Below are 13,883 nucleotides of genomic sequence, written 5' to 3'. Positions count from 1 at the left end.
CAATCACGTTTCTAGTCTGGAAGTGGTTATATAATCCGGCTCACATCGCTGGCGAGACTCACCCTGAGATATCTTCTCTGACTCGCCAGCAGTTCTCATTTGCCCAACCGTCCTTGCGCTGGCTGAGCGATGAGTCAAACCCGCACCCTAATCTACCATCAAACCTGCGCTCAGCCGGTAGAAATACCGAGCGCCTAGTGTTGCTATTAACAGCATTTCCCGCTCCTGTTGCCCCTAGCCTACTTCACTGGGCTAATTTTGGGGTTTCGTCTGTGTTTGCAACGCCTTACTGACGCTCTCAGATAGGCGGTTGGCAAGTTCTGTATTGGCAACATCGGACAAATGAACCGCATCCTGAAAAGCTGGATCGCGAAAGTCTGCATAGAAATTGTAGAGGTTCAGCGCCGTCACATTCTTGGGAAATTCTCGCTCTACATCCTTAACAACTGCCCCTAACTGTGAAAATCCTGCTTCCACGCCTTGAGCGTAGGATTTTCCTAGCTGATCTAAAATCTCCCGCTCGTCGGGAATGGGATTATTTTGCCCCCGGCCCGTAATTTCCGGCTGAACCGCCACAATTAACGGAACATTCGCGGCTGCCGTTAGACGAGCCATTTGCTGGAGATGATGCCGGTACCGGCCCACCCGACGTTGCAGTTCCTCAGTATCACCGGCTAAGTGTTTGGCTGGAGGAAGTACAGAATTGTCGGCAACTAGACTCAATTGGTTGGCGTAGTTTTTAAGCGGAGCTTCATGGGGCCGCAAGATCCAGTATTGGACTCCTTTAAGGAGATAACTTTGAGTGATCCAATTTTGCCATCCCTGAGTTACAGAGGCTGAGAAATGAGTGGAAGCATTTTGCAGGAAGGTCTGTACGCCAGGAATATCAGCGCCTTGCTGGGTGCTGGGTAACATCAAGTCTTCATATCCATTCAAAACCAAGATTAGATCGGGTTTGTAGGCCAAAATATCGAGGGCTAATTGAACGGCTTCATTACCTGAGGTATAACCCGGTACGCCAGCATTAATGACGCGATACTGACCCTGCCGTATTGGGACGGAAGAAGCCGATGTATCCCCTTGTTCGTTTTCCGAGGGAGTTTTCTCTGAGTTGGGCTGTTGCTTCCCTGTCTGTTGGTTTAGACGCTGTTCAAGTTGGCCGGCCAAGGTCGTTTGATTGTTTAAACTGAGGTAGCCAAAAGCCGCAGCTCCCCCTAAAACAAATATTCTAATTTCACCCGGAGGCTTTTGTAATGCCACCGGCTCATCAGCCCGAAAGCCTTGCTCATTAATGCGCCAAAAATCGCTCTGTTGGTTCTTCGCAAGTTTGTAACCGAGCAGCTCATTTCCTTGAGCGATCAAAGATCCCCTATTCGAGAGTCCATCATAGGGGACTTGTGCTTGGTTGAGAAATTTGAGCCGATACGCAGTGACTATTTTACGTTCAGCTTCATAACCGGCCAATTCATCACTAAAGCCGGTAATTGCCGTCAAAATGCGGAGCAGTATTTCTAAGACAATGAGCGCCACAGGGATCGACAAGAGGATCGCTAGTGGTTTGGGGAATGGACGGCGGGTTTGGTAAATTCCACGTTTGCTTTTAAACATCAAGCAATTTCCTATAAAAACCGATGGGGTCGTACACTAAGCCGCGCACCTGCAAAAGCGTCGCACTCTTGTGTATGGTCGGTCAAGATTAGCAGCGAGTGCCTACACTCTAGCTAGGGTTTTTATATTCTCTAATTTTCCAACAACCGGAAAGACACAACGAGCGGGCAAACGCGGCACCTTCCATTTTGTAGTAAGTTTCCAAACAATGGAAAAACAGGGCAAATGACGCTCTAGCTCGAATCTAAGAGATAAGATGGTATAATTTCGTCGCCCAACTTAGCCTGAAGACCCCAAGCACTTTAGATATTAGCCCATCCTGCTTTTGGCTTTTTTGCAACCGCTCTGGGGCGTTAATAGATACTTGGGAAAAACCAACACTGACACTTTCATCTATAGAACCAGAGATATTTACGAATGCCCTACAAACTTTTATTCGTTTGCCTTGGAAATATTTGCCGTTCACCGGCAGCCGAGAATATCATGAACCACCTGATTGCAGAAGCAGATTTGAGCGAGCAGATTATTTGTGAGTCTGCCGGCACTGCTAGCTATCACGTTGGTAACCCACCTGATCGGCGCATGGTTGCGGCTGCCAGTCAGCGGGGGATGAAATTTTTAGGTGAAGCGCGTCAATTTCAGAAAATAGACTTTGAACAATTTGATTTAATTTTGGCAATGGATGGGGAGAATTACCGAGATATTATTTCCTTAGATCCTGCCGGCAAATATCGAGACAAAGTTAGAATGATGTGTGACTTTTGCACCCAGCATAAGGACAAAGAAGTACCCGATCCCTATTATGGTGGCTCCGACGGCTTTAACTATGTCATTGATTTGCTTTCAGATGCCTGTCAGGGTCTATTACAGTACATTATTAACAATCAAGCATCAAACTCAAGGGCTAAGGGCTAATTGCTAATTGTTCATAATTGATGGCAATTAGCAATTAACCATTAGCCCTTAGCTACTTTACTAAATGATGCTCCATTGCAAAACGAACCAGTTCTGCTCGGTTACTGGTTGAGGTTTTTCTCAGAAGACTGCTAACGTACTTTTCCACAGTGCGGGGACTGAGGTGGAGACACTCGCCAATTTGAACGTTAGAAAGACCAACCGTTAGTAAATCCAAAACTTCTTGTTCTCTTTGGGTGAGAGGAAGCACCGGCTCGCTATCAGTTGCGGGGATTGGCTTAGCCTCAGATGCCTCGGCTTGAGGGAGGTGCGATGGCAGCACCGAACCATTTGGAGAGCGCAAGGTATCTGGATAAGAGAACCGCCACTCAGATTGAATTAACTGTGATCGCTCCAAGAGATTGCGAATAACTGCTCCCAACTCATCCAATTCAAAGGGTTTTGGCAAATAAATGTCACACCCTAATTGGTAGCCGCGAATTCGTTCCTCGGTATTGGTACGAGCGGTTAAGAAAATAACTGGCAACAAGCGAAAAGCCGGCCTTTGGCGGACTTGCCGTACCAGTTGATAGCCATCCATCCGAGGCATGATGATGTCTGTCACCATCAAATGCGGCTGGTATTCATCAACCATTTTCAAGGCTTCTTGACCATTCTCAGCTGTGATCACTGAGTAGCCAGACATCTCAAGGTAATGGCTGATGGCCAGACGAGTACCTGGATCGTCATCAACAACAAGAATTGTCAAGGGCATGGGGCGCAGACAGCAAACATAAGGATTTTAGATTTTAAATTTTGGATTTTGAATTTTTGGTTGATCCAAAATCCAAAATCCAAAATCTAAAAAAGCCGAGTTTCCACTTCTAGACTAGGTCAACTGTAGCGGAATAAACACCTGTCCTAAGTCACAACTACCTTTAAACTAGCGGGTTCGCCAAGAGTGCCATGCAATTTGACGCCTTGCCGGTCGTTAGCCGCTAGATGGCGTAGGATTTTGTAAATCGCCTCGATCTGGTCAGGTGCATTGGCTTTGTCGGCTATGGCTTCTAGGGAAAGGGGTTGACTTTCAGTTTGCAGCACTTGTAATACGCGTTTCTGCAGATCGAGGATGACTGCAGCGGCTTTTTTACCGGCTTCTACGCCCGGTTGGTGATAGGCATTAACATTCACCAGAAACCCATACAAACTCACGGCTCGTTCGTACAGGGCAATTAAGGCACCAACTGTGCGGGGATTTACCTGAGGAATCGTCACGGTAATTGAATCACGCTGATTTTCGTAAAGCGCTTGCCGGGTGCCCAAAAGGAAGCCACACAGATAGTCTCCCGATGTGATGCCCGGTTCTACTTCTGGTGATGGGCCTTGCCGGTCTTCTAAGACCTCAATAAACGTAAGGAAGAAATTTGGCACCCCATCGCGTAGTTGCTGCACATAAGCGTGTTGATCGGTTGAGCCTTTGTTGCCATAGACTGCAATGCCTTGATGAACAATGTTACCATCCAGGTCTTTTTCTTTACCTAGCGATTCCATAACCAGCTGTTGCAGATACCGGCTGAACAGGAGCAGACTGTCCTTATAGGGCAGCACAACCATGTCTTTTTCGCCCTTTCCGTTGCCGGCATAGTACCAAGATAGGGCTAACAGAGCCGCTGGATTTCCCTTAATTTGAGGCTTTCTGGTGGCAGCGTCCATTTCCTTAGCCCCAGCCAGCATGGCATGGATATCAATGCCCTGTAGAGCCGCTGGTAGCAGCCCAACGGCTGACAATTCAGAGGTTCGCCCTCCCACCCAGTCGTGCATAGGGAAAGTGGTTAACCACCCTTCAGACTTGGCTAACTTGTCTAAAGTGCTGTCGTGGCCGGTGATGGCGACGGCGTGTTTGGCAAAGTTAAGCTGCCGGTTGGCAAAGGCTTTTTGCACCTCAATCATGCCATTGCGAGTGTCAGGCGTTCCCCCAGATTTGGAGATCACCAAAACTAAAGTCGTGGGTAGCCGGTCTTGGATTTGAGTGAGTAAACTGTCAATGCCGGCAGGATCGGTATTGTCGATAAAATGAATGGCCATTGGCGGTACATCTGGGGCCAGGGCTGCAGCCACAAATTCCGGGCCAAGGGCAGAACCCCCAATGCCAATTGAAAGCACATCCGTAAACTTGGGGGCGTCGGGAGGGTGGATGCTGCCGCTGTGGATTTTTTGAGTAAACGCTTCGATTTGCTCTAAGGTTTCGACAATTTCTTGCTTGAGTTCCGGTGCCGGTGCTAAGTCAGGATCTCGCAGCCAGTAGTGGCCCACCATGCGGTTTTCGTCCGGGTTAGCGATTGCCCCCCCTTCCAGATCCGCCATATTCTTAAACGCCTTTTCAAACTGTGCCCGTCTTGCCTCAACAAAAGCGTCATCAAATCGCATCCGACTGACATCAACGTAAAATTCTAAGCCTTCGTGGTAGTAGAGCCAATGCTGATAGCGTTGCCAGAGTGCTTTACTCGCATCCATAACAAATCTCAAGTAATGTTGTTTTCAACACTCACAAGTTTACCGATCCAAGTCAAGAGGAAACGACGCAACACGAACATCTGCTTCTAATACTCGGACAATTAGCCAAAACTAAATATAGTGAGAAATAACCGGAAGGCAGGGAAATAATGCCATGTCAGCCAAGGCAACAGAACAAACCATCCTCACAAGAGTTCTGGAGTAAATAGGTGGGAACCCCATCTGTTTCACTTCCATGCCCACTCAGGACTCAGGACTTCCCTCACTGTTGAGGTGTAAGAGGCGTTCCCAGTTGTGGGGTTACTTCGTCTCCGGGGGAGAGAATAACCGGCGTTGTGGCTTTTTCACCCTTAAAAATCGCTTCCAGTGCCTGCTCAACGGTTTCTGCCATTGCGATTCTATTTTCGTAAGCCACAATCACGCGGACTAACGTGGGCAGGCTATTTTGCTCCGCTTCAAGGTAGAGGGGTTCAACATAGAGCAGAGATTGTTCAATCGGAATTACTAAAAGATTTCCCTGAATAGCTCGTGAACCCTGACGGTTCCAAAGCGATATTTGCTGAGAGATGGCTGGATCTTGGTTAATCCGGGCTTCAAGTTGCTCTGGGCCATAGACGAGTCGCTGTTTTGGGAACTGGTAGAGCAACAGTTTGCCGTAATTTTGGCCGTCTGAGCGACCGGCTAGCCATGCGATGAGGTTGTTACGGCTGGTGGGTGTGAAGGGGTTAAGCAGAATAAATTCTGAAAATTCGGCGGTTGGCAACTTCATAATCAGGTAGTAGGGTTCCACCGGCTGCGTTTCGTTGCCGTAAATCTCATTAGGGACTTGCCACTGGTCTTCCCGGTTGTAGAACACCTGGGAGTCTGTCATGTGGTAGTTGAGCAACTGTTCAGATTGGATGTCGAAAAAATCTACGGGATAGCGGATATGACTGCGAAGGGAAGTCGGCATCTCGCTAAGCGGTCTGAACATTTTGGGAAAGATGCTATTCCAGGTTTTAATAATGGGGTCTTGGGGATCAGCAATGAAGAAGTTGACGCTGCCGGTGTAGGCATCAATGACTACTTTGACGGAGTTGCGAATATAGTTAAATTCATACCGACCCGGATCTGAATAAGGATAACGATCACTGGTTGTATAGGCATCAATAATCCAGTACAGGTAGTTTTCCTGGGAGGTGCCTGCTGTAGCAGCAGAAGAGGTGCCGGCACGATTGTTGTCGAGATTGCCTTTGGCGACGACCAGATACGGGTCTTTGTCATAGCGCAGAAACGGCGCAAGCATCCGCACCCTGCGATTAATATTGCGGCGAAACAGTACCTTTGTTTGGGGCGTAAAGTTTTGAGTTAACATCATCTGCCAGTTGTTGAGATACTTGGCAAACAACAATCGACGCCACCAAGAACCAATTGGCACTCCACCGGCACCATCATAAGTGTTGTAAACATTATCATCCCCGCTCGGATAATCGAGTTCCTTAACTTTGGTGGGTGCCATCACGTAAGTATCGGTGATTTCGCCGTAGTAGATGCGGGGTTTGGCGATGGGGATACTGGCGCGAATTCTTTCGCTAGAGGTGCGTAGCGTGGTTTCTCCGACTCCGATATCTTTAACGAAGTAGTCTGGCAACCCACCAGGGCCAACAGTATTCACCGGCGACAGGGTAAAGCCGTAACCGTGCGTGTAAATCAGATGTTTATTCAGCCAAGTCTGAGCCTGCTGGGGAACGGCTGTGTAGTCTAACTCCCGCGCTGCCAATAGCACCTGTCGTTTTTCTGTTTCTTCGCTATCGGCGATGGGTTGTCTCTGTGTTTCTTGAGCTCTTTGGTTGTCTTGTCCTGTGTCCGCCCGCTTCTGCGATTCTGCCGGCGGGATGCCTTTGCTACGGTTGGGATCTGCTTTCAGCGTATAGCGGTCAATATCGGCATCTGGAAACTTATAGTACAGTCGGATTTGCTGTAATTGCCGATTGGTTTGCAACAACGGACGCTGATCCCAAACGCGGATATTACGAATAGTTAGATCGTTTGCTTGAATGTCTGCGTAAGTGAGCTTCCCTTCTGGATCGAAGGTTATAACTTCGATATTCGTCAGATCGAACGCTCGGCGAGTAAAGTTAATGCTGTGCTGGATATAGGGACGCTCCCGTCCCAGTTCGTTGGGTTGAACGAGCACGCGCTGAACTGCTGGGGGGAGAGCAATATTGGTTACTACGACCAATATCAGATAAAGTCCCAAGGCAAACAGAAATGGGCGAGGATAGGGTATGCGGCTGTATTGATTGAGTGAGGGAGAGCGGGAAGTGCGAGGTAAGAATTGAGAATTAGGTAATCTTGGTATTTGCTTTCTCGTTTCTGTCTTTTTCTTAGCCACGCTAGGCCAAAAAATTGTCCGCGCCAGCAGATAAATAGAGAGTAGCAAAGCAAGGAAGCTCAGCAATCCATAAGCCGGCAGCAGTACCTTCACATCGGTATAACCGGCTCCATAAGTAACGCCACTGGTTGAATAGAGCAAACGATAGCGCGACAGCCAATAGCTGAGAGCAACAAGCAATATTAAGCATCCCCCTAACCCGTGCAGGTGACGCTGCTGCTGTTGCGAAAAGCCTAGAAACCGCCCTTCCGAAAGACTGTTACCTGAAAGTAAATAAACCAGGGAAACTGACAGTAAGGCGTAAAAAAATAGCCCAAAAAGCCAAAATTCTAGCAGTTCCCACACCGGCAGCCTAAACACATAGAAACTGATATTGTGACCGAATAGGGGATCGCTATTGTTAAAAGGGGTGGCGTAGATAAACTGCAAAAATTTGGCCCAGTTGTTAGAGAGTATCCAACCAAAGCCTAAACTCATCAGAAGTGCGCTCGCCCACAGCAACTGAGGGACGAGTACCACGGCAAGCGCTACGCCGGCAACACCGAGTAGTTGCCAGGGTTGGTAGGGGAGTTGTCGCAACACCTGGGAAAGCGCCTCTGGCTGCAACTGAGAGTATTGAGCGCGAGACACCCCAAGCAAGCCGGCGCTCCAATTCCAGTAACTAGCTGCTACTAAGCCATACTGAAGCAGGAGCGCCCCGATTAACAATCCCAAGGCAAAGACTATCGGCAGCAGCCAAGGCAAGGTGAGCCGTGAGGGAGAAAGGGGAAGCGGGGGGGATGAGAAGAAGAGGGGAGCATTTGCTTCTCGACTCCTCTGAACTTCTGTTTTTTGGGGATGTTTGAACCGGCTGGTGAGTACCAAATTTCCGATCAGAAAGCCGGTTGTGATGAACAGCGCCACTAACCATAGTCCTGCACGGGTTAGCTGCCGCAACCAAAACTCTTCTAAATACCCAGTTTCTTGAAACCAAAAACTTTCTGCTGTAATGTAGGTGGCAAACTCCACAGTTAGCCATAGTCCTATCACCAAGCTAATTAATTGAAAACGCCGTTTTCTCAACCAAACTAACATAACAATTTTAGATTTTAGATTTTAAATTGTAGGCCGTGATTTGTCAGCCATGTGGCGGAATGATGCGAGTTGATCCGTATCGATTTCCACTTTTTTTTACCGGCTTGCGCTCGCCTGTTGCGTTGTCAGTTATCTTTGACGTTTGAGTGCTTACCAATAATCACTAACTGATCGCGACCTAAAATCCAAAATCCAAAATCTAAAATCGGATCAGCTATATTGTTCGCTTGAGCGACTTTCTGTCTCTAGGTTGAACAGCATCCGCAAGGTTTCCATTGCGTGCCGTCTCGCCTCAATGTCTTGCTGCGCGCGTAACTGCACCATTGGATCGTGCAGAATTTTATTGACAATGCCTCGTGTCATGGCTTCTATCACTTCTTGATGTCTTTCAGCAAATTCTGAACCCAGACGTGAGAGGGCTTTTTCTAACTCTTGTTCGCGGATGGTTTCGATTTTTTCCCGTAGGCTGTTGATGGTGGGGACGGTTTCGAGTGAGCGCCACCAAACATCAAAGGCTTCTACTTCTTCTTCTAGTAATCCTTCCGCTTCCATCGCCATTTTTCTGCGACTTTCTTGATTTTGAGCCACAACGGCTTTCAAGTCATCGACATTAAATGCTTGAACGTGATCTAGTTCGTTCACATCCACATGGACGTTGCGAGGAACGGAAATATCGAATAGCATTAAAGGCTGGTTTGGAACCAAGAATGCTTCTAGTTTTGCACGATCCAGCAGTGGTTCTGTGGCGGATGTGCTGGTGAAAACGATATCTGATTGGGCGATCACCGGCATCATTTCTGACAGCAGGTGCAACTGTATTTGCGCGTCTGGGAACTGACTGGCTAATTCTTCAGATCGTCGCAAGGAACGGTTGAGAATTGAAATTTGAGCGGCTCCTTTTGATACCAGATGTTGTACCAAAAGTTTAGACATTTTGCCGGCACCGACAATCGCCACCCGACAAGCTGCTAAATTCTGGACTTTCATCTGAGCTAGCTCAACTGCCGCTGAACTGATGGAAACTGCACCTGTGCCGATGCTGGTTTCTGTGCGAACTCGCTTGCCGGCTGTGAGTGCTTGCTTAAAGAGCCGGTTGAGAATGCGCCCGATGCCGTCGTATTGCTGGCCGAGTTTGTGGGTGTTTTTGACTTGAGCCAAAATTTGCCCTTCTCCCAAAACCAGACTATCAAGACCGGCTGCTACGCGCATCAAGTGCATCACCGAATCTTGGTGCAACAAAATGAATAAATGCTGGCGTAGGTGGTGCAGAGGAAGCTTACTGTGTTCTGACAAAAATTGCGTAACTTCCCGCACACCCTGCTCAGTTTCACTTGTTACCAAATAAATTTCTAAACGGTTGCAAGTGCTGAGGATGGCAATTTCTTCAATATGCGGATATGACTTTAAAGCCGCGATGGCTGATTCAATTTGAGGTTCTGGAATGCTCAGTTTTTCCCGAACTTCTACCGAGGCTGTTTTGTGACTAAGACCTACAACTGCAATATTCATTTGCTAATGGTTAATTGCTAATGGCTAATTGCTAATGGGGAAGAGGGGCTAGGGAATGGGGCATTGGGAATGGGGCATTGGGAATGGGACGAGCCTGAATATCTCACGATAGATAAGGGAAGAGGCAGTGGAAACTACTAAATCACCACCTAGCTATTCCTATGCCCAATCCCCCATGCCCTATGCCCTATGCCCAATCCCCCATGCCCTACAAGGTGACTATTTCAATTGCAGCCTCTGTGTGTCTTCCCACATATGGATGGTGTCAACAAACCGAGCCGTCTTGGATTGGCTAGAAATGACCAGAGATTGAGTCCGCGCTCCACCGTGAAAGAAGCGAACGCCTTCCATCAGGGTTCCGGGGGTGATGCCGCAAGCAGCAAACAGCACGGTTTGCCCAGAGGCGAGTTCGTGAGCATCATAAATCTTGTCGGGGTCTGTAATGCCCATTTCTTTCAAGCGAGCGAGGTTCCCTTCTCGGCTTTCACCAATCAAGCCGGTTTGCACTACTTCTGGATCGTAGATCAATTGACCTTGGAAGTGCCCGCCCAAGCAGCGCATGGCTGCTGCTGAAATTACGCCTTCAGGAGCTGCGCCGATGCCCATGAGGGCGTGGATATTGGTGCCAGAAAACGCGCAGCATAGAGCCGCTGACACGTCACCGTCGCTGATTAAGCGTACCCGTGCCCCAGCGTCACGAATTTCTTTAATCAGGTCTTTATGACGGGGACGATCCATGACCACGACCACGAGTTCTTCAACCGTGCGCTGCAAGCACTCGGCAATAATCTTGAGGTTTTCGGTTGCAGACTTGCGAATATCGACCTTGCCTTTAGCGGCTGCCGGTGCGGCTAGCTTCCGCATATAGAAGTCGGGTGCGGCGAACAGCCCACCTTTTTCGGCAATGGCGAGCACTGCCATTGAACCGTTTTGACCGTATGCAACGAGGTTAGTACCTTCGCAGGGGTCAACCGCGATGTCGATCTCTATCAGTTCATCGGGGTTGCAATAAGCTTTAGCATCCTCGCGGGTACAAATGCCGACTTCTTCGCCGATATAGAGCATGGGGGCTTCATCGCGTTCCCCTTCGCCAATCACGATCCGGCCTCGCATATAAATTTTGTTCATCCGTTCCCGCATGGCTTCTACAGCCACTTGGTCAGCGATGTTTTTCTCGCCTTTCCCCATCCACCGGGCGGATGCGATCGCAGCTTGCTCAACAACTTCAATAATTTCTAGACCGAGCGTATTTTCCACGAATACTATCCTCCCAACTGCTGATTTTGCGTCGTTTCATAAGCCTACTCAAGTGTTAAAGTCTATCAGAGCGCGGCTACCGAAGGGCGAAGTCTCGCTGTTCTGTTTGTGTTAAGTTTTGCTGCTATGTGTCGGCTATGGCTGAAATTGGCTCATTTATCTTGAGAGGCTAGATAGTCAGGACAGCCTTTATGGTTACAAGAACTGCCGGTTTGAGTTGCGATGAGACACTGGACAGACCGGCACAGATTAATCCTGGGCCAACTTCGGCGCTGTTGAGTGTCGGTGGGCCTTTCGGTGTGTTGCGTGCGGATTGTGGTCGGTTGTGATTGGCGGTGGCATTGATGCCGGTGTCGCAGTCAAGCCGGTTTTGATACGCGACTGCTCATCCTAGCATCAACAGAGTTTCTCTGTCCGCAAGTAAGAGTTTGGGTAAACTGAATTTGGGATAACTCCGGGATTCAATAATTTATCTTTGCTAAAGCTTTTTAAATTTAGACATAGCCAAGACGTTCTGGAGCCTTCAACGCTCAAGGAAAAAAAACTTCTTAAACAAAATAATAATCTGTTAATGGACTCTGGCCTTCGCCTAATAAGCGCTGCACCGGCACTTTGATATTTGGAAAAGCTGTCGGCTGTTTACGAGTTTACTGTTATGCTATCCCGAAGAAACTGCATTTTCTGCCGGCAGCACCAAGTTAAAGGAATTTAAATTTGTATTAAACTAGATAGCTATTCATTCGCCAGTAGCACAGGGCTGCTTGGGGTGCGTCTCACTTTTGTAAAGATTAGCTGACATTTTGTGTCGAAAATTTCCGTTAAGCGGACTCAATAGGCCAATATATTTTTGAGACGCTCCTGACCAAAGGTTTCACCCAATGCCATTGAAACAAAACAATCCTATAAAAAGCGAAATCAAAGCGTATAATCTTCTTTATTGTTGCTTTTTTGCTTTTTCTTTCTACTTTGTCTTGACTGCTGGGGAGCTACTCGCGCAGCCGGTTGATCCTCCTCAAGTTCCGTTGCCACTTCCTCGTCCGCAAGAACCCACACCGCTACCAACCCCGGAACTGCTGCCACCCCCAGAAGAATTATTACAGCCTCCCACCACGCCGGCACCCCCCCAACAACTGGTTCCAGATAACGTTCCTGGAAATATTCAGGTGGAACGCTTTGAGTTTGAGGGCAATACAGCATTCAGTGATGAAAGGTTACGCCAGGTACTAGATGAGTTGGAATTAACCGGACGTGCGCTCACCTTTGCGGAACTGCTGCAAGCACGTTCTGCTATCACTAAACTTTACACCGACGAAGGATTTATCACCTCTGGGGCGCTAATTCCGCCGCAAACTTTGGATGGAGGTGTCGTCATCATCCAAATCGTTGAAGGGGAATTAGAAGATATTAATGTAGCCGGCACTAACCGCCTGAACGACGATTATATTCGCAGCCGCATCGGCATTGCTACTCGCAGGCCCCTGAATGTCAACAAACTGCTAGAATCCCTGCAACTGTTGCAACTCAATCCTCTGATTGCAACGGTGTCTGCCGAACTTTCTGCCGGTTCGCGTGCCGGTAGCAGCTTGCTAGATGTAACGGTGACGGAGGCAAATTCTTTCAGTCATCAGCTTACGTTTGATAATGGCCGAACTCCAAGTGTCGGAAGTTTCCGACGCCAAATAAACTTAAACGAAGGTAATGTGCTGGGGCTGGGAGATGGTCTCAATTTAGCTTATACCAATACAGATGGTAGTAATGCGTTTGATGGCAGCTATACTTTACCCTTCAATGCTCGTAATGGCGCGGTTACTTTTGCCTATAGCCGAAGCAGTAGCAATATTATCGAGCCTCCGTTTGATCAAGTCGATATCGAGGCGAGATCGCGCAACTATGAGGTTAGTGTGCGCCAGCCTTTAATTCTCACTCCGACGCGAGAATTTGCTCTGGGTTTAAGCGCAAACCGGCAAGAAAGTGATACAACGCTGCTAAATGTGCCCTTTCCGCTTTCTCCAGGTGCCAACGAGCAAGGACAAACCCGAATTAATGCGATTCGCTTTTTTCAGGACTGGACACAGCGGGATGCTCAGCAAGTCTTCGCTGCACGTTCTCAATTTAGTTTAGGAATCGGCGAGAGAGCAACCGTCAACGAAGAACCTCCCGACAGCAGGTTCTTTGCGTGGCGAGGACAGGCGCAGTGGTTGAGACAGTTCGCGCCAGATACGTTGCTGTTAGTGCGCGGTGATGTCCAAATGGCATCTAGGGCACTTTTACCGTTAGAACAATTTGGCTTAGGCGGTATCGAAAGTGTTCGCGGTTACCGACAGGATGCGTTACTGAGCGATAACGGCGCTTTTGCTTCCGCAGAAATTCGCATTCCCATTTATCGTTTACCGAACCAGCAAGGAGTTTTGCAAGTTGCCCCATTTATTGATATTGGTACAACTTGGAATAGCTCTGGCAGAGAGGCACCTGATCCGAATACGCTGGTTTCTGCCGGCTTGGGTTTACGGTTCCAATTTGCTAATCGCCTCACCGCACGTATAGACTACGGTATTCCGTTAGTTGATATTAATTCAAGTAACAGAACATGGCAGGAAAATGGGTTATATTTCTCCATCGTGACCTCACCTTTTTAGCTTAAAAAACGGAGGAA

The 13,883-nt window shown here is 48.3% G+C and carries 9 protein-coding genes; 3 read left to right on the top strand and 6 right to left on the bottom strand.

The annotated features are described in order from the left end of the window. Window positions 1-252: 252 nt before the first annotated feature. Window positions 253-1,608, bottom strand: coding sequence for an SGNH/GDSL hydrolase family protein (locus H6F56_RS11565; RefSeq protein WP_190667961.1), 1,356 nt, complete (start codon window positions 1,606-1,608; stop codon window positions 253-255). A gap of 417 nt (window positions 1,609-2,025) precedes the next feature. Between H6F56_RS11565 and H6F56_RS11560 the strand changes: the two genes are divergently transcribed. Continuing rightward, window positions 2,026-2,523, top strand: coding sequence for a low molecular weight protein-tyrosine-phosphatase (locus tag H6F56_RS11560; protein ID WP_190667958.1), 498 nt, complete (start codon window positions 2,026-2,028; stop codon window positions 2,521-2,523). A 52-nt stretch (window positions 2,524-2,575) separates the two neighbouring features. Here H6F56_RS11560 and H6F56_RS11555 read toward each other — a convergent pair whose 3' ends face one another. The 5 genes from H6F56_RS11555 to glpX all read right to left on the bottom strand — a co-directional run bounded on the left by H6F56_RS11555 (window position 2,576) and on the right by glpX (window position 11,230). Beyond that, window positions 2,576-3,277, bottom strand: a complete 702-nt coding sequence (locus H6F56_RS11555) for a response regulator transcription factor (RefSeq protein WP_190667955.1) — start codon at window positions 3,275-3,277, stop codon at window positions 2,576-2,578. Between the two features lie 146 nt (window positions 3,278-3,423). Continuing rightward, window positions 3,424-5,016, bottom strand: coding sequence for a glucose-6-phosphate isomerase (locus tag H6F56_RS11550; protein WP_190667951.1), 1,593 nt, complete (start codon window positions 5,014-5,016; stop codon window positions 3,424-3,426). Between the two features lie 262 nt (window positions 5,017-5,278). Further along, on the bottom strand, window positions 5,279-8,464 hold the full coding sequence (locus H6F56_RS11545; protein ID WP_190667948.1) for a UPF0182 family protein: 3,186 nt from the start codon (window positions 8,462-8,464) through the stop codon (window positions 5,279-5,281). A gap of 210 nt (window positions 8,465-8,674) precedes the next feature. Continuing rightward, a complete protein-coding gene (locus tag H6F56_RS11540) occupies window positions 8,675-9,973 on the bottom strand; it encodes a glutamyl-tRNA reductase (RefSeq protein WP_190667946.1) in 1,299 nt (432 codons plus the stop codon). A 219-nt stretch (window positions 9,974-10,192) separates the two neighbouring features. Then, window positions 10,193-11,230, bottom strand: a complete 1,038-nt coding sequence (gene glpX / locus H6F56_RS11535; protein ID WP_190667944.1) for a class II fructose-bisphosphatase — start codon at window positions 11,228-11,230, stop codon at window positions 10,193-10,195. A gap of 191 nt (window positions 11,231-11,421) precedes the next feature. Here glpX and H6F56_RS11530 point away from each other — a divergent pair, with 191 nt between their 5' ends. Both H6F56_RS11530 and H6F56_RS11525 read left to right on the top strand, forming a co-directional pair. Next, window positions 11,422-11,559: a hypothetical protein gene (locus H6F56_RS11530; protein WP_190667941.1), complete on the top strand. Its 138-nt coding sequence runs from the start codon at window positions 11,422-11,424 to the stop codon at window positions 11,557-11,559. A gap of 549 nt (window positions 11,560-12,108) precedes the next feature. Beyond that, window positions 12,109-13,866, top strand: coding sequence for a ShlB/FhaC/HecB family hemolysin secretion/activation protein (locus tag H6F56_RS11525; RefSeq protein WP_190667938.1), 1,758 nt, complete (start codon window positions 12,109-12,111; stop codon window positions 13,864-13,866). Window positions 13,867-13,883 lie beyond the last annotated feature (17 nt).

The sequence above is a fragment of the Microcoleus sp. FACHB-672 genome, from assembly GCF_014695725.1.
Lineage (GTDB): Bacteria > Cyanobacteriota > Cyanobacteriia > Cyanobacteriales > Oscillatoriaceae > FACHB-68.
Note: the sequence above shows the minus strand (reverse complement) of the source record. Positions and strands in the feature narration are given on the sequence as shown.

Coding starts and splice junctions, on each gene's coding strand:
- H6F56_RS11565 (WP_190667961.1), bottom strand. CDS start 1,608: ATGTTTAAAAGCAAACGTGGAATTTACCAAACCCGCCGTCCATTCCCC.
- H6F56_RS11560 (WP_190667958.1), top strand. CDS start 2,026: ATGCCCTACAAACTTTTATTCGTTTGCCTTGGAAATATTTGCCGTTCA.
- H6F56_RS11555 (WP_190667955.1), bottom strand. CDS start 3,277: ATGCCCTTGACAATTCTTGTTGTTGATGACGATCCAGGTACTCGTCTG.
- H6F56_RS11550 (WP_190667951.1), bottom strand. CDS start 5,016: ATGGATGCGAGTAAAGCACTCTGGCAACGCTATCAGCATTGGCTCTAC.
- H6F56_RS11545 (WP_190667948.1), bottom strand. CDS start 8,464: ATGTTAGTTTGGTTGAGAAAACGGCGTTTTCAATTAATTAGCTTGGTG.
- H6F56_RS11540 (WP_190667946.1), bottom strand. CDS start 9,973: ATGAATATTGCAGTTGTAGGTCTTAGTCACAAAACAGCCTCGGTAGAA.
- H6F56_RS11530 (WP_190667941.1), top strand. CDS start 11,422: ATGGTTACAAGAACTGCCGGTTTGAGTTGCGATGAGACACTGGACAGA.
- H6F56_RS11525 (WP_190667938.1), top strand. CDS start 12,109: ATGCCATTGAAACAAAACAATCCTATAAAAAGCGAAATCAAAGCGTAT.